This is a genomic window from Salinicola socius (assembly GCF_001937195.1).
Taxonomy (GTDB): domain Bacteria; phylum Pseudomonadota; class Gammaproteobacteria; order Pseudomonadales; family Halomonadaceae; genus Salinicola; species Salinicola socius.
This window is the reverse complement of sequence record NZ_MSDO01000022.1, coordinates 136,425-160,421: the sequence shown is the minus strand read 5'-3', so window position 1 is coordinate 160,421 and position 23,997 is coordinate 136,425. Positions and strand designations below refer to the sequence as shown.

The 23,997-nt window shown below is 57.6% G+C and carries 20 protein-coding genes and 1 tRNA gene; 5 read left to right on the top strand and 16 right to left on the bottom strand.

Going from position 1 to position 23,997, the window contains the following annotated elements; translation table 11 throughout:
- Positions 1-103: 103 nt before the first annotated feature.
- Positions 104-586 carry a DUF2489 domain-containing protein gene (locus tag BTW07_RS15230; RefSeq protein WP_075571021.1) on the bottom strand — a complete coding sequence of 161 codons (483 nt, stop codon included), beginning with the start codon at positions 584-586 and terminating at the stop codon, positions 104-106.
- A 380-nt stretch (positions 587-966) separates the two neighbouring features.
- On the opposite strand from BTW07_RS15230, the gene BTW07_RS15225 reads away from it, so the two are divergent.
- Positions 967-2,421, top strand: coding sequence for an SLC13 family permease (locus BTW07_RS15225; RefSeq protein WP_075571020.1), 1,455 nt, complete (start codon positions 967-969; stop codon positions 2,419-2,421).
- A 152-nt stretch (positions 2,422-2,573) separates the two neighbouring features.
- Here the strand turns inward: BTW07_RS15225 and BTW07_RS15220 are convergent.
- Positions 2,574-2,650, bottom strand: a tRNA-Pro gene (locus tag BTW07_RS15220).
- A 247-nt stretch (positions 2,651-2,897) separates the two neighbouring features.
- On the opposite strand from BTW07_RS15220, the gene BTW07_RS15215 reads away from it, so the two are divergent.
- The 4 genes from BTW07_RS15215 to BTW07_RS15200 all read left to right on the top strand — a co-directional run bounded on the left by BTW07_RS15215 (position 2,898) and on the right by BTW07_RS15200 (position 6,945).
- A complete protein-coding gene (locus tag BTW07_RS15215) occupies positions 2,898-3,266 on the top strand; it encodes a CidA/LrgA family protein (protein ID WP_075571019.1) in 369 nt (122 codons plus the stop codon).
- Positions 3,263-3,991 carry an LrgB family protein gene (locus tag BTW07_RS15210; RefSeq protein WP_075571018.1) on the top strand — a complete coding sequence of 243 codons (729 nt, stop codon included), beginning with the start codon at positions 3,263-3,265 and terminating at the stop codon, positions 3,989-3,991. Before BTW07_RS15215 ends, BTW07_RS15210 begins: the two co-directional genes overlap by 4 nt.
- 65 nt (positions 3,992-4,056) lie before the next feature.
- Complete coding sequence (locus BTW07_RS15205) at positions 4,057-4,422, top strand: VanZ family protein (protein WP_075571017.1); 366 nt, start codon at positions 4,057-4,059, stop codon at positions 4,420-4,422.
- A gap of 150 nt (positions 4,423-4,572) precedes the next feature.
- Positions 4,573-6,945, top strand: a complete 2,373-nt coding sequence (locus BTW07_RS15200) for a right-handed parallel beta-helix repeat-containing protein (protein ID WP_075571016.1) — start codon at positions 4,573-4,575, stop codon at positions 6,943-6,945.
- Between the two features lie 29 nt (positions 6,946-6,974).
- On the opposite strand, the gene BTW07_RS19665 is transcribed toward BTW07_RS15200, so the two are convergent.
- The 14 genes from BTW07_RS19665 to BTW07_RS15135 all read right to left on the bottom strand — a co-directional run bounded on the left by BTW07_RS19665 (position 6,975) and on the right by BTW07_RS15135 (position 23,619).
- Complete coding sequence (locus tag BTW07_RS19665; protein WP_144076921.1) at positions 6,975-7,163, bottom strand: hypothetical protein; 189 nt, start codon at positions 7,161-7,163, stop codon at positions 6,975-6,977.
- A gap of 112 nt (positions 7,164-7,275) precedes the next feature.
- Positions 7,276-9,258 (bottom strand): acyltransferase family protein, encoded by a 1,983-nt coding sequence (locus tag BTW07_RS15195; protein WP_075571015.1) that lies wholly within the window; start codon positions 9,256-9,258, stop codon positions 7,276-7,278.
- A gap of 162 nt (positions 9,259-9,420) precedes the next feature.
- Entirely contained in the window at positions 9,421-10,479 is a 1,059-nt protein-coding gene (locus BTW07_RS15190; protein ID WP_075571014.1) for an acyltransferase family protein, read from the bottom strand.
- Positions 10,480-10,607: 128 nt separating this feature from the next.
- Positions 10,608-11,969, bottom strand: a complete 1,362-nt coding sequence (locus BTW07_RS15185; RefSeq protein WP_075571013.1) for an undecaprenyl-phosphate glucose phosphotransferase — start codon at positions 11,967-11,969, stop codon at positions 10,608-10,610.
- Positions 11,970-12,045: 76 nt separating this feature from the next.
- Entirely contained in the window at positions 12,046-12,978 is a 933-nt protein-coding gene (locus BTW07_RS15180; protein ID WP_110641549.1) for a KpsF/GutQ family sugar-phosphate isomerase, read from the bottom strand.
- A gap of 349 nt (positions 12,979-13,327) precedes the next feature.
- Positions 13,328-13,882: a KdsC family phosphatase gene (locus tag BTW07_RS15175; protein ID WP_075571012.1), complete on the bottom strand. Its 555-nt coding sequence runs from the start codon at positions 13,880-13,882 to the stop codon at positions 13,328-13,330.
- Entirely contained in the window at positions 13,882-14,727 is an 846-nt protein-coding gene (gene kdsA, locus BTW07_RS15170) for a 3-deoxy-8-phosphooctulonate synthase (RefSeq protein WP_075571011.1), read from the bottom strand. Before kdsA ends, BTW07_RS15175 begins: the two co-directional genes overlap by 1 nt.
- Entirely contained in the window at positions 14,727-15,842 is a 1,116-nt protein-coding gene (locus BTW07_RS15165; protein WP_158025886.1) for a capsular polysaccharide export protein, LipB/KpsS family, read from the bottom strand. Before BTW07_RS15165 ends, kdsA begins: the two co-directional genes overlap by 1 nt.
- Before the next feature lie 129 nt (positions 15,843-15,971).
- Positions 15,972-17,051 (bottom strand): glycosyltransferase family 4 protein, encoded by a 1,080-nt coding sequence (locus tag BTW07_RS15160; protein WP_244158388.1) that lies wholly within the window; start codon positions 17,049-17,051, stop codon positions 15,972-15,974.
- A 13-nt stretch (positions 17,052-17,064) separates the two neighbouring features.
- Positions 17,065-18,225, bottom strand: coding sequence for a hypothetical protein (locus BTW07_RS15155; RefSeq protein ID WP_075571008.1), 1,161 nt, complete (start codon positions 18,223-18,225; stop codon positions 17,065-17,067).
- 52 nt (positions 18,226-18,277) lie between these two features.
- Positions 18,278-19,645 carry a lipopolysaccharide biosynthesis protein gene (locus tag BTW07_RS15150; RefSeq protein WP_075571007.1) on the bottom strand — a complete coding sequence of 456 codons (1,368 nt, stop codon included), beginning with the start codon at positions 19,643-19,645 and terminating at the stop codon, positions 18,278-18,280.
- Between the two features lie 88 nt (positions 19,646-19,733).
- Complete coding sequence (locus BTW07_RS15145; RefSeq protein WP_075571006.1) at positions 19,734-21,938, bottom strand: polysaccharide biosynthesis tyrosine autokinase; 2,205 nt, start codon at positions 21,936-21,938, stop codon at positions 19,734-19,736.
- An 18-nt stretch (positions 21,939-21,956) separates the two neighbouring features.
- Positions 21,957-22,394, bottom strand: a complete 438-nt coding sequence (locus BTW07_RS15140) for a low molecular weight protein-tyrosine-phosphatase (protein ID WP_075571005.1) — start codon at positions 22,392-22,394, stop codon at positions 21,957-21,959.
- 1 nt (position 22,395) lies between these two features.
- Positions 22,396-23,619, bottom strand: coding sequence for a polysaccharide export protein (locus tag BTW07_RS15135; RefSeq protein ID WP_075571043.1), 1,224 nt, complete (start codon positions 23,617-23,619; stop codon positions 22,396-22,398).
- Between the last annotated feature and the right edge of the window lie 378 nt (positions 23,620-23,997).

The following is a 23,997-nucleotide window of genomic DNA, read 5'->3' as shown; positions in this document are numbered from 1 at the left end:
CACCCTTGGACCTTGCGGATACCGACTCGCCAAGATTACCTCTTCGGGTCAACGAGTCTTGTCAGGACCGAAGTGCGCTGGTTTTCTGCCACGCGCGCTCGCGCTATTTCAAAGCGCTGGCATCCTTGGCTGCCGCCCAATTTCGGCAGAAGGTCTGAAGCTCGATCGCAGCAAGATGAAGAGCCTGATCGTGGCGTTGCGCAATGTCCTCGCGCTTCACATCCTCACGATGCCGGTCACGAGGCGACAGTTCTCGACGCGCTTGATGCGTATGCAATGTCTCAGCCTCGACGGCCACCTCGTCAAACACCCGCCGTGAGTCAGGCATCACCGAAGGGTGATCAAGAATATCGAGCAGCACCCTGCAACGTAACGCGCCTTCTACCAGATCCACCTGCCGCGCCACCATCGCGTCTGAAAGCGCGCTCAAGCTGTCGATGCAATTCTGGTTCGCGCGGGCGATTTCAGCGGCCCGAAAGGCACTCCGTCGCTTGACTTCACGCGATAGGCGCCAGGCATAAGCGGCAAGCAGGACAACGATCACAATGGCAAGGACGCAAAGCCCGACCGTGAGAGGTAACGACATGGGTTAAAAGGCAGCCTTCTAATGAGTCTCTTTCGCAGGTGCCTTCAGGATAACAGCATCCACGGGCTCTCCTGCACTATCTATCCGAATTCTATTCATTCGCGCCATCTGCATTCTATTCATCCGCGTATCTTCTGCATTTACGGATCTTCCATCGGCACACTCTCAATCCTTCGACTGGGTTCGTAAAGCGCATCCAGAAGCAGCGCCAAGCGCCATTCGACGAAACGCAGACGAGAGTGGAATTCAACAGGCGCCCCCCAGTAACGGCACACCGACAGTCCCCTTTAGACCAAAGACTAAGCCGCTGTTGCCACGAAGCACTCTACATCTTTAGTAGAATCGAAACGATTCAAGTCTCCGGAAAAGGACGCCACGACATGACGCACGTATCCGACCAATCGCCAAATGGGCCTCCGCTGGCCGCCCGCATCGGCTTGGTTCTAGGGCCAATCTGGGTCATCTTGACGCAGGTCACGCCGCCCCCCGCCGGCATGGAACCTGCCGCTTGGCACTGCGTCGGATTGGCTCTGCTGCTGGCGACCTGGTGGGCTACCGAGGCAATTCCCATTCCTGCCACCTCGCTACTTCCCATGCCATTGGCACCTGCACTCGGCATTGCCGACCTCAAGAGCACCGCCGCCAGCTATGCCAATCCGACGATCTTTCTGTTCCTGGGTGGCTTTTTGCTGGGCATTGCCATGCAACGCTGGAACCTGCATCGGCGAATTGCGCTACGAATCCTGAACGTCGTTGGCCAGAAACCCAAGCAGCAGATCGCAGGCTTCATGCTCGCAACCGGGTTCATCAGCATGTGGGTTTCCAACACTGCGACCGCGATCATGATGCTGCCCATCGGCATGTCGGTGGTTTCGCTGTTTGCCAGCGCAGAGTCTCGAGAGGTGAAGCGCTACGCCACCGCCCTGCTGCTGGCCATTGCCTATTCGGCCAGCATCGGCGGCATTGCCACACTCATCGGCACACCCCCCAACGCCATCCTCGCCGGCTATCTTTCGAGCGAGCAGAACATCGAGCTGGGCTTTGCCCAGTGGATGATCATCGGACTGCCGGTCAGCATTGCGATGATGGTCGTTGCCTGGTGGTGGCTGACTCGTGGCGGTTTCACGCTCAAACTCGATGACAATGACGGTGACGTCATCGGTGACGAATTATCCAAACTCGGCAAGCTTAGCTCGGCAGAAGCACGGGTAGGCATCGTCTTCCTGCTGGCGGCGCTCGCCTGGGTCACACGGCCGCTGCTGAACGACTGGGGAGTCGAATGGCTGTCCGACACCTCAGTCGCGCTGTTTGCCGGTGTCGCCCTCTTCTTGATTCCCAGCGGCAACGAACGGCATCGCCCACTGCTGTTGTGGGAGGACGCCAAAGATCTTCCCTGGGGAATTCTGCTGCTGTTTGGCGGCGGCCTGGCTCTGGCCAGCACCATCAGTGGTTCCGGCCTGGCGGACTGGATTGCCAACCAACTCGGCATTTTTGGCACGCTGCCGCTTTTGCTGCTGATTGGCGCCATCGTGTTGGTGGTCATATTCCTGACCGAACTGACCTCGAATACCGCCACGGCGGCCGCGTTCCTGCCATTGCTCGGCGCTCTCGCCATGTCGCTCGACGTCGACCCGCTGCTGATCACCGTCCCGGCTGCCATCGCTGCCAGCTGCGCATTCATGATGCCCGTGGCGACGCCACCCAATGCTATCGTCTTTGCAACGGGGCAGATGACGATTCAGTCGATGATTCGCGCCGGCTTTTTCCTCAATGTCATCGGCACGATTCTGGTCACACTGATCTGTCTGGGCCTGATCCAACTGCTGTGGCTGTAGCCCCTATCCACAGTCGCCTGGCGGGAGCTCGTCAGGCGACCGATTTCTACCGTCGCCGTGGCAATCCCGACGCCATACCGACGCAAGCTCGGGCCAGCGAAACGGCATAAAAAAATGGCCATCAGACAGAATCTGATGGCCATTTTCATATTTGGTCGGAGCGACAGGATTCGAACCTGCGACCTCTGCAACCCCATTGCAGCGCGCTACCAAGCTGCGCCACGCTCCGGCTTCGATCGGGCAACCTGCAGCTGTCCCCGCGAAACGCAGCGTATACTACCGTGCAGTCCGAAAAATGAAAAGCGCTTCTTATGGCTTTTTTTTCAATCGCTTGCGAAACCCGATCGGCGCCCTATCCCGGCAGCACGCAAGCTCGCCCTCGAAGCGCTGCCGGCGCTGGCGTGGGCGACTCTCGTCTCTGTGGCCAGCCGCGCGTACAATGCCTCGCACCAAGACCAAAGTCTAAAGGTAGTGTCATGGCGTTGATTATCGGCATGAGCGTTCTGCTCGGCTGTCAGTTCCTGGGCGAGGTCATCAGCCGCGCCCTTTCACTTCCCGTGCCCGGCCCGGTTCTGGGCATGCTGATCCTGCTGATCGGTTTGACGATACGGGGCAGTGTCCCGCAAAGCCTTCGAACCATGGGCGAAGGGCTTCTCAAGTATCTGACGCTACTGTTCGTGCCAGCTGGCGTCGGGCTCATTCAGCATTTCGGTCTCATCAGTCGGGAAATCTGGATCCTGGCCATCACGCTGATCGTTTCGACTTCGCTCACCATCCTGGTAACCAGCCAGACGCTGCAACGAGTTGCCCGCAAAGAGTTCCAGCCGAAGGAGCGTGACACGTGAGTGGCGCCGGCCTTGAGCAGATCTGGGTCTACCTCTCCGCCAGCCCACTGCTGCATCTCCTTGCCACCCTACTGGCATTCCTCGTTGCCACCCGCATCAATCGCTGGGCCGGCGGGACACCGTTGCTGCATCCGGTCATCGTCGCCATTGCGTTATTGATTGGCTTTCTGCTGTTGACCGATACGGACTACGCCACCTATTTCGAAGGCGCACAGTTTCTGCATTTCCTGCTGGGGCCGGCAACCGTCGCACTGGCCATTCCCCTATACGATCACCGGGAACGCGTGCGCCGGATGCTGGGGCCGATCGTCGTCGGGACGATGACCGGTATCGCCACGGCCGTCATTTCCGCTGTCAGCATTGCCATGGTGCTGGGTGCCGATACCGAGACCATACTGTCACTGGCTCCCAAGTCGGTGACTTCGCCCATCGCCATGGGCATCGCCGACAAACTGGGAGGCATCCCGTCATTGACGGCAGGGCTGGTACTGCTGACCGGCGTGACGGGATGCATCGTCGGCCCATGGATATTCCGGCTGACCCGGATCAGCGACCCGACAATTCAGGGATACTCGATGGGTTTGGCGGCTCACGGCTTCGGCACGGCCTATTGCTTCGCCTCCATCGGTGCGGTGGCCGGCGCCTTTTCCGGACTGGCGATGGGACTGTCCGGCCTGGTCACAGCCTTTGTCTTGCCGCCGATCATTCATCTTTTCGGGCTATGACCCATGCGCCAGCCCGAACCCATCGGCGGCAAGGTCAGCGTCTTGACCCTTTCAAGGATTCACCAATGACAACGAAATTCCTGACATTCACCTTGATGGGTGCCTTGCTGGCCCTAACCATCGGAACGCTGTTACCAGGCGAAGAGACTGCGGCTATTCAGCGCTGGCTTGGTGCGAACAATCAAATTCATCCGCTGGCGCATTTTGTCCTCTTCATCTTGATAAGCGCTCTGCTGACCTCTCTACTGCGGGGTCGCGCAGCCTGGTTGCCTCTGGCGATCTGCCTAATACCGGCAATAGGGACCGAATGGTTGCAGCACTTTTCTTTTCAGCGCCATCCGAGGCTTGCCGATGTGGGCATCGACATGGCGGGCGCCAGCATGGGTTGGCTAATGGTCCAACTCGGACGCTCCCATTTTTGCAGACGCTGAGAATGGACATGAACGCCCAACCGTGGACATGACCGAAGATTTACCCACTGAACCAAGTCATTACAAAACGACAACGGCGCGCTAAGGTGATTGCTTCCACGTCCCTGGATAATCGTACCTATCAGCTTTGGACTAGCGAGCAGGGTTTTCATGGAAGTCAAAACGTTCTTCGCTCAAAGCGCCGATGGCCGAATCGTTCCCCATGCCGAGGTGGCAGTATATCGGCAGGGCGAAGAATCCTTGGCAAGCGATCTCGAGGACGGGCATGGCCAACCGCTGAAGAATCCTTTTCGCGCAGGCATGCAGGGACAGATTCAGTTCGCGGCACCCAATGGTCACTACACCATCGAGGTGGTCAGTCAGGATGCCAGACAACGCCTGAGCACCCAATTCTTCGATCAGGCCGCCGTGGCCTCCGCTTCGGGCACGCAATCGTTGAGCCAGGCACTGGATCAGCGCCTGATCGTCCTCGATTCCGTCGACACGTTGAAAACCTGGCCCGGGAATCGCGTTTCCGACAGTTACCGCGTTGTATGTCGTCGCTTTTACCGCGACCTACCCTATGAGCTGAATATCGAATTGCAGCGCTGCACCGCGATGGACGCTCCCGAACGCGCTGGCGAAATGGACTGGCTCCCGACCGACGATCCACGGCACCAAAGCTTCCACGTTTTCACACTTTGGGGTGAGGATGGGGCGGCCTACATTCAGCCGAGTCGTGATATCAATCTGCTCAAGGTCGGGTTTCGAGCCGACTACCACATGTCCCGGGGTACAAAGGACAAAGGCACCGATGAATCTCGATGGTTTCAGAAAACCATCGATAAAACCCGGTTTCGTACCAAATACCTGCCCGACCTGGCTGACGGCGCGGGCCTCTACCTCGGCAGTACGCGCATCGAGTTGTGCTCCGGAACCCGGATCGTCGGTGACGGCCCTCAGGCTAACAGTCGGCTCATCAGCGATTACCCCGCCACGTCTTTTCGCGATGGCCTGCTGTGGTTGCGGGAATCCCACGTCGTCGATGCCTGGGCCGAGGGGCGTCCAACTGGCGATATCGACGATGCGTTCAGCCACGATATCGAGCTGCGGGGGCTGACGTTCGAGGCGACGGACTTCGCCAGCGCCGCCGTGACGCTGGTTAACGTTCGAAATGTCCTCTACAGCGACAATCATCACGTTCGTTGCGGCGGCATCAAGTTTTTCCATGAGCTGGAGCTCAATCGGCGTTACTCCCTCGGCCACGAGGATGATCCCGAAACCGACAATGCGGTGATCGCAGGCTTTCATCCGCAAACGCCGGACGATCTCAATCAGAACGTTCGCATCAGTCACCTGTCCGGCAGTGCGGGACGCTACAGTTCTCAACCAGGCGACAGCAAGCTCGCATGCGCCGTTCGGCTGAATTTCGTCAGGGATTTCAGCATCTCGCAGGTATCCATGGAGTACTGCAACATTTCCGGCTGGGGCGGCTCGGCGAGACCGGGAAAAGGCGGTGAACTGCGCTGGATGCGTCGCTTGAGAGACGGCTATATCAGTGACGTGCACTGCACCCGGTCCAATGGAGCGATCTATTTCAACAACGCCCACAACGTCAAGGTGTTCGGCTGCAGCGCCCAGGCAGTCAGCGACACCGCATTCGACTTCGAAGGATGCACCTACTGCCTGTTCGACGGCATCCATTCGGTCGATGCCGGCAACTTCGGGATCTCCGTGTTCTACGCCACACTCGGCAACGTCATCAAGAACTTCCATGCCCGACAAACGTCACAGGCAGCCAACCTGCGGGCTCGCTACGCCACGGAAAGATTCAGGCCCGGTCTGGGAAAGACGCTGTTTCGCCGCCTGGCAGGGTTCGAGGACCCGGACTTCGAACAGAACATCACGCTCGATACCGGGTCTTTCGTTTATGAAGGAGAAGGATTCGGATTGGTGGCAGTGGACTCCTGGACCGACGTCACCTACCGCAACGTCAGCCATCAGGACGTCATGATGGACTTGAGAGCTCACAGTAACGCCAGGGAACAGACGCTCGTCGACAACCGCTTCACCTTCACCAAGGCGGCGGATCCCGGTGATGTGCTGGTGGCTTTCGGGCCCAACAATGCCGGTTACGCTTGCTGGAAAGGCGGCAAAATCGAGTCGCGAGTAGACCAACCCGCGGGGGTCGTGCCTCTACTGGCTCAAGCTCGTGCCTACGCAGGCGTCAGTATCGTCGACATCGAGGGCAGTCGGATCGAGGTGCCCGGCGCCGAGTCGGCGATCGTGATCTGCGACGCGCGACGATCCGGGCGGTCTCCCGCTCATGCATTTCGCCTGAATCGAAACCTCATCATGCCGGGAAGCCGGATAGTCAATCTGGATTTGAACGAGCGCTCTGGTGGCGCAGCGGTCCAGCTGGAAGCCCTGCACAACCGGAACCTGGACTTCGCCTCGGTCGATATCGTGACGCCGGACCGAAACGATACGCTGAACTACGCCGGCCTTCGCTTCGGTCTCAAGGCGACACGACCACAGGACTGACGTTCGCCGGGTCGTGCGCCCACTCCCTTTCAGCCCACGATGATGATATCGCTCGCGCACACCACGCGAGCGATGTCGCCCGGCGTCGCCCGGCGCCGCATGCCCGCACGCTCCCGAGGGTACGATGGTAATGTGGGCGGTTTGACCGCCCAAACCGGCAGCGCCGACGCCGCCAGATAACCCAGTCCCGTCGCCAGTACCTGACGTCTTGTTGGCATGGTTCACCTCTGTCGATTCTGGTAACCCGTCCGCTGAAATGCCGAGCGAAACGAAAAACCGCGAGAATGGAAGCGGACGACCGCAAGCGGCGGTCGCCCGATATCTCTTCAGTCAGCGAGCAGAGACCATGTCGCCTCCTGCGCCGCCGTCCAACGCCATTTCGGCGTCATGAAGTTCCCGCGCGATTCTCCCCGCTACCATGTAGGAAAACGTATTGGTGATGTGGTGATCGTCGCGATAGACGAGCACATGCTGACGCAAGGGCGAACAGCGTTGACCCTGGCAGAACAGATCGGTGAGGTCGGCAAAATACACGTTCGGCAGATGATAACCGTCCGTCGGTGAACGGTCGCTCAGCACCGCGTTGCGCGATACCGAACATGCCTTCGAAGGTTGATCACTGAGATCCACGCACTCGGGCACATCGAAACCAAACCAAGGATTGTCACGTAGCGCAAGCACATCGACCCCCGCCTTGCCGAGCTCACGCCAGACTTCGAGATAGCCCTCGGGAACGACTTCCTCACCGCCTTCCACTCGTGTACCTGTCGTGAACACGAGGTCAGGCTTCAGCGCCACGAGTCGATCGACGACCTTGCGATTCCACGCCTCGCACGAAGCATCCACGGTGTACCTGGCATGCGGTTCGAAAGAGAGCATGCAAGCCCCCTTGGTCATCGTGATCAGGTGGAAACCTTCTTTCTCGGCACTGGCTTTCAGTGCCGCCAGCCAATGCTGAGCATGAGAACCACCGGCCAGCACCACCGTTCGATCCGCCTTCGGGTCACCATATTCGCACTCCAGGACCTCCGTACCGAACTGATTCTGATGGCAGCCATCGCGGGAGGATTCGGGGAGATCCAGGCTCGCGATCAGGGTCGCCGGATAGATCTCGTCACGGGCGGCAGACGGCGCATTCATGAAAGCTTCCAGCTCACCTCGTGCCTCCGAGCTTCGCGCTTGATAGTCCTGGTACCACGCGAACAGTGAACCGGCCGGTAATGCCATCAAGATCGCGCAGGCGGCATAGGCATGGATTCTTCGGCGAGAGAGCAGTGTCGATCGCCGGATCGGGCTCTCGGCGCCCCAGGTGGTGAGAAATGCCAGCAGCCCTGCCGCGATCAGAATCGATGCCCCGGCGACAAACCCCACATCGAATTCCCCGGTCACATACCGGTAGAAAGACAACAGTGGCCAATGCCAGAGATAGAACGAAAACGAAATGTCGCCGAACCAGACGAACAAGCGATTGTTGAGCAGTTTGATGTCGCAGCGATTCCGCGCCGCGATGATGATCCCGCCGGCAGCGAGCACGGGGACGGATGCCATCACGCCCGGAAACAATGTCGAGACGTCGAGAAACAGCGCGAACGTCAACAACACCACCAACGACACCAGGCCCAGCAGCTTGGCCATCGGGACTGACATCGTGATCCGTGTCGCATACAACGCCAGCAGCCCGCCCAGAGAAAACTCCCAGGCACGCGCGAAAGTATCGAAATACGCCCAGGGCTGGTTCTTTTCGGTTATGTAAACACTGTAGGCCAGAGACACGACCGTCACTGCCAGCAGAAGACAGGCGGTATAGCGATGACCTCCCCTACCGCGATGGACGTCGAGCTTCAATGACAACCAGAGCATCAGCGGGAAAAGGAAATAATACTGGACCTGCACCGCGAGCGCCCAGAGCTGCTGGAAAGGCGACGGCGGCGAGCCTTGCTGCAGGTAGTCGGTGGCCGTCAACGCCAGCGACCAGTTCTCCATGAACACGATGGAAGCCAATGCGTGCTTCAACTGATTGCGCCACATCGAGTCGGGCATCAGCCACATCGAGACCAGGATCGTCGCACTTACCACCATCGCTGCACCGGGTACGACACGGCGCAGCGTCTTCCCGTAGTAATCGAGCACATCACCAACCGATAGCCGTTCGCGGCGGGTCAGCGAGCCCACGATGAAAAACGCCGCCACCACGAAGAACACATCGACGCCACCGGATACCCGCTGAATCCAGATGTGGTAAACGGCAACCATCAGTGCTGCAACGGCACGCAACCCCTGTATCTCGTACAGGTACCCACGATCCTTGACCAACGCACTACCTCCTTGTCGAACCTGAATGAGGGCCCATGCTCCTCCAGAGAGGGAGGCAGAAACACGGGATGAAAAAAGCCTCGACGCCGCCACGGAGAGACGCCAAGGCCGATGAGAGTGAACGCTCGAATGAGACGAACGACCAAGAGAAGCGCTAGCCCCTCAGTAGCGAGCCTGGGCCCTTTGCCGTTGGGGTTTGAGGTTATACGAGAACAGAAATCTGACCGCGGCCCAGCGCAGGGACATTCGGGCCAGCACGCAGCAGCTCAAAAAGGTAAGGCAGAACAATAAAATGAACACCAGGTTGGCATCGGATGCAGGCATCATTTTGGCTAGTACCGTAATGGCGACGAGCAGAATGGGAATGTGAGCGACGAACAGCACGATGGATTGACGCCCACACCACTGCAGCAGCGTGGTCCACCGCTGAATCCAGCTCAGCATCGCCAGTCGGGCCAGCGGAATCAGCGAGGCCAACGATATCAAAAGGTAGATCGGGGAAAATATCTGAAATGGCATGATGAAGCCCACCGCGCAGAGTGCCACCAGCAACCACACGACAATCGGGTTGAGACTCGCGATGCGGCCGGCAAATCCATCCAGGCTTTCGCCTAGCATGCCACCCAGCATGAAGAAAACGGCATAGATCACGATCTTGGCGCCGAGCGTCGGCACGACATAGCCTTCGGCATTATCGACCAGCAGCCAGTGCGGCATCAGAGCGGAGGTCAGAAAATAGTAAAGTAGATAGGCGACTACCGTTATCGCAACGGCCCATCGGCTCCCTAATTTGAACAGGACATAGGCCGCGGCGTAATAGATGAAAAGGCAGTACAAAAACCAGAGATAGTTGTACGGATAAAGGAACAATGGAAAGAGCTCTTCGGGCATTGGCTCGTTCAACAGCGCCCAGCGCACCGAATAAAGCAGGAAGATCACCGCCGTCCAGATCATGTAGGGATGGGCGATATTCTTCAGCTTACCGATAAAGAATCGTCTTGGGCCTTTATCCAGTGACCTCGCGAGCATGAGTCCGGAAAGGAACATCAACACCGGCATCCGGAAAGGCGCAAGGTACTCGGAAAGAAGCGGCAGCCAAGACCATAGGCCCTCATATCGGATGGACACGGCGTACTGGGCGTGAAGCAGGATTACCAGCACGACTGCCGTTCCTCGCAGGAGATCGATCCATCGATAACGTGTTTGCACTGTCTGTCCCACGGCTATCTTCCTTGAAGCAGGAGTCAAAAAGAGAATGTCGGAGAGGTCGTCGTGTCGTCAGGAGCGCCCTGCCATCGCCGCCGTCCGCATGGCACGGCAGCGCGCTGGACTCGCTGTCGACAACCGGCTCAGTAGGCGTTGTTGCCGGTAAAGCCCTTGAAGACGGTAAGGAAAATGATCTTCAGATCCAGCAGCAGCGACCAGTTGTTGATGTACCAGAGATCGTGTTCGACCCGGTGCTGCATCTTGTCCAACGTGTCCGTCTCACCGCGGAACCCGCATACCTGAGCCCACCCGGTAATGCCCGGCTTCACCATATGCCGCTGCATGTAGGACTCGACCAGATCCTTGTAGTACTCGTTATGCGCCAACGCATGGGGACGTGGCCCTACGATCGACATACGTCCCTGGATGACATTGAGGAACTGCGGCAGCTCGTCCAATGAAGTACGCCGCAGGAAAGCGCCTACTCGGGTAATACGCGGATCCCGGCGCGTCGCCTGGGAAACGTGGCCGCTCTTCTCCTGGTGTATTTTCATCGAGCGGAACTTGTAGACCTGGACGTCGTGGCCGTTGGCTCCCGTGCGCAACTGCTTGAACAGCACCGGACCGGGCGATGACAGCTTGACCGCGACTGCACAGGCGGCGCATACCGGGGCGATCAGCAGCAAGATCAGGCCACCGATGATGATATCCTCGAGCCGCTTGGCCCAAAGCGCACTGCCGGATATCGGGCTGACGCTGAGATCGATCGCATGCGTTCCGGCAATATGGCTGACGCGATGGTTGAGCAGTGGAATGTCGGCAAAATGCGGAATGAAGCGGATTTCCAGCGGCAGATGGCGCAGGTTGTACATGATTGCCTTCACGTGCTCGCCTTCGGAGACCGACAGACAGATCCACACCTCATCGGCGCCCGATTTCTCCACTCGCCGAGCCAGGTTGCGCGGTGCCTTCTCTGCTCTCAGCACTCGTCCGCGACACACGCCGGCGATGGCGTATCCCTGCTCCTGGTGCTGACGCAGCGAGCGCGCGACGTCGAGCAGGTTTTCCTCGGGGCCAACCAGAAACACTTTGCGCCGATTCTTGATACTGCCGTTGTGATACATGGCCAGCATCATCAGCAACGCGCGTGAAGCCGCCACCAGACAGAACGACAGCGTGAAGGTGAACACCAGCCACTGCCGGGAAACCGCATCCGACAGCTTCAACAGGAACATCAGCATGCTGACCGCCGCAAATACTGCCGCCCATACCCAAAGCAGGCGATAGATACGGCTGCGCAGCCGAGTCGAACGCCATTTGCTGTAGCCCCCACCGAAAAGGTTGATCAATACGACAGCCAGCGCCATGACGATCAACACCAGCGCGTTGACGCTCTCCAGACGTGACGTATCAAAGCGAATCTCATTCGCCAGAATGCCCGCCAGCACGATGGCCAGCACGTCGATCACCGGTGCCAGCCGCCTTACAGGATTCAGACTTTTCATATTCGTTCCCCTAATACCATCCTGATGGCCGTTGAGATGTTCTTTTTGACGCTTGTTTCGCGAAAACCCATGCCGTTTATTTCTTGAACACGCCTACCAGCCGATCATTGTCAAAGACCAGTAGCGCATTGATTTTCTTGGATTCCATCAGCACCAGTGCATCCTCGACCCGAGTGGTCGGGGAAACGCGAGAGGCCTGAGGCGTCATGAAGTCGTAAGCCTTCTTGGAGAAAACGTACTCGCCGTACCTCTCGATGGCCCGACGTACGTCACCGTCGGTGATGACGCCCCAGCTACCATTGTGCTGAACGACTGCCATCCCCAACTGCCCTCTCGACATCGCCTGAATCACATCGAGAACCTCCGCCTCCGCCTTGACGACCGGCAGGTTCTCGCTGCGCATTTCGTTTTCGACGCGACTCAGCAAGCGACGTCCCAGCGAACCGCCGGGGTGAAACCTGGCGAAATTCTCGGGCTGAAAGTCCCTCGCCTTCATCAGCGTCACCGCCAGCGCATCGCCCATCGCCAGCGTGGCGGTGGTTGAAGAGGTCGGCGCCAATTGCAGCGGGCAGGCCTCCTCGATGACGCCGATGTCCAGATGGCTATGCGAAGCTCGAGCTAGCGTGGAGTGTCGGTTTCCGGTCATGCCGACCAGGTAGTTCCCATTGTCCTTGAGATAGGGAATGAGCTTGATGACCTCTTCCGTTTCTCCCGAGTTGGAGATTGCCAGGAAAACGTCATGCGGCGTGACCATGCCAAGGTCACCGTGATAGGCCTCCCCGGGATGCATGAAAAAGCTCGGGGTTCCGGTACTGGCCAACGTGGCCGCGATCTTGCGACCGATGATGCCCGACTTCCCCATGCCGCAGATGATCACGCGCCCCGGGGTCTGCAAGATGGCGTCGATGGCCGCGCTCAAGTCGTTATCCAGCTTGCGCGATACCTCCAGAAGAGACTCCGCTTCCTTGACGAAGACCTGCCTGGCCGTCTCCAGATATTCCAGATTCATGATGATTCCCTCCCTGATCCTGGATTCGAAACCGAGTTGGTTGGAACTGCCGTTGATAAATCGGTACGCCAAATCACGATCCCCTGTGACGCGAGGACATGCGCAGTGCGCGTCATCCTCGCGTGGCAGAGGTGTCGATAGGATTGAAAAGCGTTTCACGGAACGTCGTAGCGGTTGGGCATCCGTCGAGACCGGACGCCTGAAAGCAACCGTTTTTGCAGATGTCGAATATCGTCGAGCGTCAGAGACAGTCACCGCCCCGAACGGGCGATGACTTCAGCGGCCGGAGTGGGAATCCGGCGCCTCGATACGATCGCTGACGCTTTGGCGCGTCAGCGCTACGGGGCAACTACTGGACGAGGCGGCGCAGCGCGTCGCCGTCTCCCAGCATATGGGCATACATGTCGGCTAGCTCGAGACCTCGGGCTGACAGCAGATCCTCGGCGATTTCACGTCCAACGCCACGCCCGCCTGCGGTTTTCATCACGTGATCGGCAACGTCGATGACCAGTGGGTGAGCATCCGCCGGCGCATAGGCGACGGCGACCTCGCGCATGACCGGAATATCGATGATGTCATCCCCGGCAAAAGCAATGCGATCCGGTGGAATGCCCTGCTCCTCGGCGATCTGGCGAATCGCTTCAAGCTTGTGGCTGAAGCCGATCTTGATCACATCCATGCCCAGCTGGGTCGCTCGCGTAATCAGCGGCTGGCTCGATTTCGCCGACAGCACGCCGCTCTTGATACCGTGCTGACGCAACAGGCCGGTAGCGACACCATCGCGCACGTTGAACGGTTTCAGCGCCTCCCCCTCCGGGCCGATCAGCAAGGTGCCATCAGTGAGCACTCCATCGACATCGAACAGCACTAGCTCGATCTGGGCTCGACGATCCGGACGCGCCATCAGTCGATCTCGATCTTGGGAAAGTGCTTGACCAGATCATCGACCGCCTTGATCTGAGTCAGAAATGGCTCGAGCTTGTCCAGAGGCAGCGCGCTGGGACCATCGCAGCGGGCGTTGTCAGGGTCGGGATGTGCTTCGAGAAAGAGCCCGGCCAGACCGACGGCCATCCCGGAGCGAGCGAGTTCCAGCACCTGTCGCCGGCGGCCGCCGGAGGCCTCACTGCTGGGATCACGACGTTGCAGACTGTGTGTCACATCGAAGATCACGGGCGCATTTTTGCTGACATCCATCATTTCACGGAAGCCGAGCATATCGACAACGAGATTGTCGTAGCCAAAGCAACTGCCACGCTCGCAAAGAATGACTTGCTCGTTGCCGGCCTCGGCACACTTGTCGACGATATTCTTGACCTGCCCCGGGCTCAGAAACTGCGGTTTCTTGATGTTGATCGGCTTGCCCGTCCTGGCCATGGCAACCACCAGATCGGTCTGACGCGCCAGAAAGGCCGGCAGCTGAATCACGTCCGCGACTTCCGCGACCGGTTGTGCCTGCGCCACCTCATGCACGTCGGTGATCACCGGCACATCGAACTCGCGCTTGACCGCTTCGAGGATTTTCATTCCCTCGTCAAGCCCGACACCCCGAAAAGAGTGGATCGAGGAGCGATTGGCCTTGTCGAATGACGCCTTGAACACATAGGGAATGCCGAGTTTCCGCGTCACTGTGACATAGGCTTCGCAAGCCTTGAGTGTACTGTCCAGGTCTTCCAGTACGTTGACGCCACCAAATAGCGTGAAAGGCCCGTCATTGACGACGGCCAATCCACCAACCGATACGGATTTCATCAAGCCACCTCACTTCTATCCAAAAAATGCAGTCTTGCACGAGCCATTAGCTTAGCGAAATTCGCTTCGCTGAAGGGAGTTTCCTGAAAGTAATCCTCATCCACCAGATAGTGGCCGATATAGGCCGCCAGACGCCGCTCGCTGAAATGTGCGTAGAACGTATTACCCAGGAACGTCACTTTCTTGTCCAGCAGCTTGGCCTCGAGGCCGACCGTGGAATTGATGGTCACCGCTTCGACCGCGCGGTCCAGCAGTTGAAAGGTGTTTTCGTTGACGATGAGAAACCCATGCTCCTCGCGCAGTCCGGACAGGATAGACGGTATCGCCTGATTGATCTCCGCGGGGTGTGGCTTGACCACCAGCTTCAACCCCTTTTCCCTGGCCATCTGGATGGCATCCTTGAGCCCGTCGATGACGCTGTTCTTGCGGTAATTCAAAATGATCTGCGCATCCGTGCTGACCTGCATCGGAAAAAACAGATAGGGGCTCTCCCAATCCATCTCGTCCAGAGCGACTTCATCTGCCTTGCGAAGTTTCCTGAGCTCTTCGAAGCCGTAAGCATTCTCGCCGGCGTAACCCAGTACCGCCTCGATGCGACACCCCACCACCTGGACGAATTTCTGAAAAACGGTCTTGAAATCGAGCTTACGAGCTTGCCCGATAACGTGCCTTTTCATTCGCGCGGCGGTGTATTCCTGCTTCCAGCGTCGGAAGGCTTCGATGTCGACCGGATAGTCATCCAGCACCTCGACATGCTCGTACAGATAGGACTGCATGTCGGTTCCCTGAGGGTCCGCAAACGTCTTGTTGCCGATGTTGCCATAACCGGTATAGAGAACATCGATGCCGTTGGCGCGGGCGTGATCTGCCAATGCAGACTGTGAAGCCAGACGACCGCTAGGCAAAATATAGAGATCCCATCGGTGCTTCGGTTGGTGACGCTCGATGAAATCTGCGAAGCCGGAGTAGACCCGGTCAGCCTGGGCGTGGGTCAGACGACCGGTCAGGATGCTGAAGTTATTTTCTCGGCAGGTTCGTCCACGCCCGCGGCGCGGCATGTAGACCGTTTCGCGCTTGAGCTTCAGATACACGTACATGATCAGATTGTTGGCCACGAAGTCGACTCGACAACGACCGGCATTGGGTGCCGCGAAGACACGCTTGAAAAAGCGGTAGTCCTCGGGGTTGGAGATATTGATGAGCACCTGACTATACATAGCACTGTCCACTTATGCTGGTAGGGTTCACGAGGCTGGTAGGGTTTCATGAGACTGGTAGAGTTTCATGAGTCCCGCATTCATGCTGACCGGCGAGAAATCGCGCTCGTAGCAGTCGCGGCATCGCTGTCCCATGGCTCGTTGATCGCAGTTGTCGAATGCCTCTATTGCCGCAGCCAAAGAGACCGGGAAAGCATCGAAGTCGAACACGAAACCGGTTTCGCCCTGACTTACCAGCTCCGGCAAGGCGCCCCGATTCGAGCAGATTACCGGGGTCGAATTACGGTAAGCCTCCAGCACGACGAGGCCGAACCCCTCCCAACGGCTTGGCACGATCAATGCTTTGGCACGAGCGATCAGTCCATCGAGCGTGGCGTTATCGAGCCAGCCAAGAAACTCCATGTTGTCGCGCACCGCGAAATCCGCATCCGAATCGACGACGTTACCGCCGACGATCTTTAGAGGGGGACGCTTTGCATCCCAAAATTCATAAAGCCGATTGAATCCCTTCTGACGGTCGAAACGCCCGATGAACAGGTAGAAGTCTTCCTTGTTTGCTCCCCCATTGGCTTCACGGGTGTCACGCACACAGTTCTTGATCAACTGCGACTTGTCGCCCATACCGGCCTCAGTCAGCAATTTCTTCTCATACTCGGAAATCGCGATGACACTGTCGGTGCGCTGGTAAAGGACTTTCTCTATCCACTGGATGCCTCGCTTCTTGAATCCGGAAACACGATGAGGGTCGAACGCGACGCCGTGTGGTTGATAGATCAGTCTGGCGCCACGAAAAGAGATCGGCAGCGCTCGACAAAGGAACCCGGCGAAAGTGCTGTGCACGTGAACGACATCAGGCTTGGCCTCAGCAATCGCTCCCCGCAGCCGAGCGGCCAGATGACGTAGGCGCTGCCGCCGGTCATCGCCGGAAAACCCGATGAACTGGACCTTGCGATCCATCACTGCGTCGTCCTCGAGACTGATTTCCTCGCGCTGGGAGCTCGGCAGCAGCACCGTCACCGCTTCGACATCCGGTCGCTTCGCCTGTTCGAAGACCACGTTGTTGAGATAGGTGGCGATACCTCCGGTCACGGTCTCGCAGATATGCATGATTCTCATGAAGTCACTCGCTGAAAGAGAGCATTACCAGCAGGGAAAAAACGATGAAAGTCGGCACGAGGATCAGCGCCGCATCGGAAAACGTGGCAACCCAGTACATGATGCAACCGATGCATGCGCCACGGCTGATAGGCCGGGACACATCGAAAAGACTTCGCGCTATCACGATATTGGCGAAGAACATCAGGAAGGGAATCAATCCAATCAGTCCGACGAATTCCGCGATGGAGACGTAAGGAATTTCGTAGGACCAGTACAGAGGTGTGTGTGAGATCAGACCGGCCTCGAAAAAATACTCGAGATAGGCAGCTCGACCACCGAGATTACTATCGAAAAGGAAGGTGACGTCCTGACCCATGACGCCCAGCAAGCCAATGATCCCCGGCACGACCAGGCAGAGAGCAAAACAGATGACGATCAGTTTCTTGACCGAAATGGCTTTATTGAAGACGAGATACTCGAAAACGCAATAGATGAGTAGTAGAGCCCAGGCGGTACGAGACAATGTCAGCATGATCGAGAGCATCAGCGCCAATACCCACACACGGTTTTTTTCAATGACTGTGTATACCGGCATCAACATGATCATGCACACAGCGTAGATATTGCCGTTGTTATAGGTAGAGAACAGCTTATAGAGTCCACCACGGTCGTTCATTCTCGCCTCCAGGGTTGTCTCCGCCCCAAAGGTGGTGGTCAATGCCGGTATGGAAAAGTACTGACCCGTCGCGATTTTCAGCAGGAACAGAAAAATCCCGAAGGCAACGGCAAAGCGGATGCAATTTTTCAGGCAAACCAGCAGATGATTGACACTGTCCGCGGATACACGCTTTGACCAGACATAAAAGAATATCGGCACGACAACGAGCGCCATGACGTATCCAAAATACAGGCCGATGCTATCGATACCGTTGAGCATCGTAACGGTAAAAAACAGCATCCAGAAAGGCAGCAGAAGCCAGATATAGACAGAATATCGATCCTGTCTCGCAAGCTTTCCCGTCCCCAACATGGCTTTTATGAGCAGGAACGGAAACGATAGTGCTATTAGAAGATAAATGGTGTTGAGAGGAATACCGCCCAAAGCCACTCCCGATTTCGGCAGCGCGGTAGAAAATATGACGAGCAGCGCTACGAACAAACGTCTGGCGTTGATGACTAACATAGGTGTTGCTATTCCGTTAGGCGATTTGGCGGTGCAAGCGTGAGCACAACACTCATTCGCATCCGATTCTGGACGATACCAAAGGGATCGGCAGCATGACGATTCCCATTCGCCGCCACACGAATATCGCCGCAACAAAATTCTGCAGCATGAGAACCATGGCCAAAGATAGTGCGGCGCCGACCGCGCCCAGCATGGGTATCAATACCAGGAAAGCCAGCAGACCGAGCGCACTACAGACCAACGAAATATTGCGCATCACTTTTTCTCGTCCTGTCATGGTCAATAGAAAGCCCACGGACCCGAACATGACGTTGAAAAGATGCCCTATCACGATTATTCGAAGTAAATTCGCGGCCTGTCTAAACTCTTCGCCAAACCAGCCGAGCACCCATTCCGGAAAAACCAGACAGACGATTGCCGCCGGCGTGGCCATGGCGGCGGCAACTAGCGAGCTTTGCTGCGCCAGTCGACCCAGCTCTTCGTGGCGCCCCTGATGGAACAGTCGTGCAAAACGCGGCGGAAAGACGGCGTTGATGACCAGAAGAATGAAGCTGATAACCATGCCTACCCGCTCCGCCGATTTGAAAAGACCCAGATCGCCGTGGCTGAGCAATGCACCAGCGATCAACATGGCGACCACCTGCTGCAGGAACATCGAAAGATTGAGCACGATGAAGCTCTGGGCCGTGGAGAAGAATTCGCTACGGGAAGGGAGAGTCGACGGATCAACCGTGTTCGAATCACGAACGCGCGGATGTCGATACAACCATAGCCCTGCCTGTAGCGCGCCCTGAGCACATACCAGCCATGCGGCTATGCAGAATGCCCAGCCAGCCTGAGGCAGTGACCTTGCGTCTCCCGCGATGACGGCTCCCAGAATACACACGGCGGCCAGCAAGGAGATCGAACCATTCTCCTGCAGACTCGCTCTCGCCGGCATGTTGACGCCCTTGAGGAATCCCGCCAGCACGAAAGACAGCGTGAAAGCAGGTGTGGCTACCGCGATACTGATCAACAGCGGGGAGAGTTCGGCTGATTCGAACATCTCTGCGATGACCTGATGAAGGCCGCCGATCACGGCGCCGAACACTAAGCTGAGACCGCCGGCTCGCCTCAGGGCCCAACGCAGATAGCAGAGAATATTGGGGCTGTCGTTGTCCTGGCTGACGTAGCGCATCAGCGAGCCGTTCAACCCATAACAGGCGATGATACCAGCCCCGAAAATAACGCTTTGCGCCAAGGCAAAGACGCCAACGCCCTGGGCTCCATATAGCCGTCCCAGCACGATTCCGAGGAAAATCGTGCCCAGTGCCGCTATCCCACGCGCGGCAAAAGTACGGCATAGATTGATGAAGAGTTCCCCGCGCAGCCGCGCCAGAAGTCGCGACGACCGCTGTCCCCGTAGCGTCAGGTTCATCGAGCGTGCCCCGAAATCGTGCCATGGCGACCCCTGGCGTGTCCGTCGTTTGTCGCGATGGTGCGCGTCCTCACTCGCTGACTTCCCATCATTTATAGCTGTAGTGGTAATAGCCATACCCGTACTCTGTCGCGGCCTTGCGCTCGACAGCATTGAGGATGGCACCTCTTGGCTCCACGCCAGCCGTCTTCAAGCGATTGATCGCCAACTCCATCTCCTTGACGGGATTGAGCTGGAATCGTGCCAGCACCAGCGTCGTTCCAACCTGCTTACCGATGATGGCGGCGTCGGTGACAGCCAGTATCGGGGGCGAGTCGACGATGACCAGATCGAAACGCTCGCTAACGGTAGTCAGGAACTCGCTAAAACGTGCCCCCATCAGTAGCTCGGATGGATTGGGCGGAGCCATTCCTCGGGCGACATAGTGCAGATTATCAATATCATCGACATCACGAATGACCTGCTCCAGCGACAACTTACCGGATAGCACGTCACTCAGCCCATTTTCGGACTTCGTGCCAAAGGCGCTGTGGACCTGCCCCTTGCGCATGTCGGCATCGATGATCAGCACCCGTTGACCGGCCTGGGCGCATACCGTCGCCAGATTGACACTGACGAAGCTCTTGCCGACACCGGGGCTCGGCCCCGTGATCATCAGGCGATTATCTCCAGCCTCCAGCATTGCGAAATGCAGGCTGGTGCGCAGGCCACGAAGTGCCTCGACTGACACATCAGCTGGATTGCGCGCCGCCAAAAGCCCGCCAGGAAAACTGCGACTTTGATCTTTGCTGGAGCGTTTGACCCGGCGGTTAAGCTTGCTTTGCTCATCGGACAAGGGAATCGTGGCATAGACAGGAAGCCCCAGCTCCTCGATTTGCTCTTGATTCTCGATACCGCGATTGAATAAGGCCCGCAGGAAGACGCCCGCAACGCCAATGATCAGGCCGACAATGATCGCCACCGCCACCAGCAGCGATTTATTGGGAGCGACAGGAACCGATAGCACTGCTGCATTGTCGAGAATGCGCACATTTCCTACCGTGCTAGCCTCGGCAATCTTGGTCTCCTGCACCTTGTTGAGCAGCTGGACATAGATCTCGTTGGTGACTTCAACATCGCGCTGCAGTCTCAGGATCTCCTGCTGAGTCTCAGGCAACCCTTTGACCTGCTTATCGAGGTTATCCCGCTGGCGCTGCAGTTGCGCCTTTTTCTCGAGTAGCGCCTGATAGGTCGGATGGCTCTTGGTGAAGCGTTGAGAGATCTCCGCCTCGTTCATTTCCAGCTCGTTGAGCTGAGATTCCAGATTGACGATCCGCTCGAGAACGGATTTCGTCTCCATCGAGAGATCGACGCTGTCCTTGGACTGGCGATACTCGTTGAGCTGCTCCTCGGACCGATTGAGCTGATCGCGAATCTGCGGAACCTGGGTATTGAGGAAGTCCAGGCTTTTGCGCGCTTCCTCGGCCTGACGCTGCACGTTCTGCGAATAATAGATATCGGCAATCGTGTTGAGCGCTTTCTCGGTGGCATCCGGATCCGGACCGGTCAGGCTCCAGTCGAGAATTCCTGTCTCGCTGCCCGCCTCTGCCACCGACAAACGGCTTCTCAGACTATTGATTGCCGCCAACCGCGAGATATGCTGGATACTGAATTCGGCGCCGGCAGCGGCCTGGATCGAGGTAACGCGCAGCCCAACCTCGCCATTCAGGAACGTGCTCAGCTGTCCGATTTTGCCGCTTCCCAGCAGATCGCCATCCGAATCCAGCAGATCATAGGTATAGCTGTCCCGTACCCTGAGCGTGAAGGTCTGCCCCAGGTAGTCGTCGGCAACCGGCATTTCACTGACGGCGATGCTCTCTCCGCTGAATGCATAGCCCCAACCTTCGGCAAAACCCGGCCTACCAATGCCACGGCGCTGAAGAAACGTGCCGATGATCGGCAGGGTCACCGGTGTGACGTTGACATCCAGATTGAGCAGATCAACCGCCTGTCCCAACACCATTCGCGACCGAATGATCTCGATCTCGGATAGAGACGGCGGCTTTTCGCCGAGCAGATTGGAAACCTCTTGGAGCGGGTTGCTACCCGGCGTGGCGTTCTCGATCTGCACCAGGGCGTCAGCCCGATAAATCGGCGTTGCCAGACTGACATAGACGATGCCCAGCAGCGCAAAGCCGATGACGCTCGCCAACACCCACTTCTTGTGGTCGAGCAGAATCCCCAGCAATCGCCGGATGTCGATCTCTTCATGGTTGGTCGCCGTCGAAGGCGTCGATGTGTTGCTCGTAGTCATGTGGGTCTATTGATCCTTTCAGCGGTCCGGCATCTTGCCTACCCAGGCATCTGCGGCTTTCACCAGCAGGCGATGAACATGTTCGAAAGCACTCTGGCTCTTGCGGTACGGGTCGGGCACTTCACTCTCGTCGAGCCATCTCGTGAACAACATCGTCTTGCCACTGGCTGGGGGGTAACGCTCTGCGACTGACCGTCGCTGTCCGTCCGACATGACGAGGATCAACTCGGCGGATCGCAGCATCTCTTCATCGACCTGGCGCGCAATGTGAGCGGACAAATCGATACCATCGGCCTCCGCCAGCTTGCGCGCCGTGGGTTCGGCGCCCTCCCCGACCAACGCGCCCAGACCGGCCGACGCGACCTGCTTGGCCGGAAAGCGCTGCTTGAGAAGTCCTTCAGCCACCGGACTCCGACAAATGTTGCCGGTACACAACACCAATATGCGATCGAACATGTCAGTTGCCGTCGCGTAGTTCGTCGAAGTCACGCGTCGCCCGCGTTACCTGATATATGGAGCTAATCGTCGGTGTCAATTGACTGACGACACGATTCCAGCGACTGAGCGGTGCCGCCGTGACGTACACGATGTCGGTGGGTTGCAGCATGAACTGAGCCCCCAGAACCAACGCCGTGGCATTACGCGCATCGAGTTGGTAGACCGTGGCGAGCTTGCCACTGTCCGGCGTTGCTTGGCGTATGACGAATATGCCTTTCGCATCGGCTTGCGCCTCATCCATGCCGCCGGCTTGCGACAAGGCGTCGGTCAACGATAAGCGGGAGTTACCCATCGGCAGTGTCACCGGCTCCACCACCTCACCCATGACGAAGACCTTCTGATTGCCGATATCGGGAACATGCAAGACATCGCCATCTTCGAGAAGGCGGTTTTGATGCATGTCACCTTTCTGCAACATGGTGTAGACATCGATATGCGTTTCGCTGGACCCTCTCGACAGCACCACGTCGTGCCAGTTGGCCTCGCCATTGAGCCCGCCACCGAGATTGATAGCATCCAGCACGGTCATTGGCACATTGGTGATCGGCATGACGCCGGGGTTCTCGACCTGGCCGGTAACGTAAATCTTCTGAGAGTTGAAGCCCACGACCTTGACGTCGACCTGCGGTTCGGTGACATAGGTTGCGAGACGGCGCTGCAACTGAGATCTCACGTCTTCCACCGTGCGCCCGGCAACCTGAATGCGCCCGACGTAAGGGTAGAAAATGGTACCGTCACTGTGGACGGTATTCCCCGTATCTTCGGTAGGTCGCTCGCTGCCAGCCGGAATGGTCAATTCGGGGTGGTCGTAGACGATGATCGACAACACATCACCGATTCCGATGCGGTAATCGTACCGATCGTCCAGCACCTTCTGCCGGGACCCGCCAGCGACCTGCCTCAAGGCCGCTTCACTATTCGCCTGATCGATCGCAGGAGAACCCATATCCGCCTGATCGATCGCAGGAGAACCCATCTGCTGCGTCCGAACCAGGCCCAACGTGATCGGCTCCACGTCGACGAGATCGTCGATGGGAGCGGAATCGGTGTCGTAATCGATATTCCCGCCCGGCGCGAAGGCACAGCCGGACACCCCCCCTGCCAGCGTTACGGCCAGCGTCAATAACAGAGCAGGACTCCTCCGCAGGAGAGAATAACAACGCCATCTTCCGTAAAAATTCATCATCCCTGCAGACCACCCTTCTCTTGTCCAGATAGAGTCTTGTTTGTCACCGACCACATGCATTATTCAAAACACTTAATATTTCGGGAATTTAAACACGCTACCGCCCCGGGATAATAACGGCATTCCCCGAAGCCCAATCTCACCCGCCATCGAATTGAATCGACAATATGGCATCGACGTTCCGAAAGTCGATGTTACTGAAAGTGCGCCAATCCTTATCTGTCACCCTTCACAAATCAAAGCATGCCAATACCGTGCCATATTTTCATAAATCTACAATTCGGCATCGATCCGATTACACTGACATCGGAAACCGTGTGCAAAAAACAAGAAAATGGCTTTTCTAGCCTGTGCGCTTGAATATTGGTACTACCA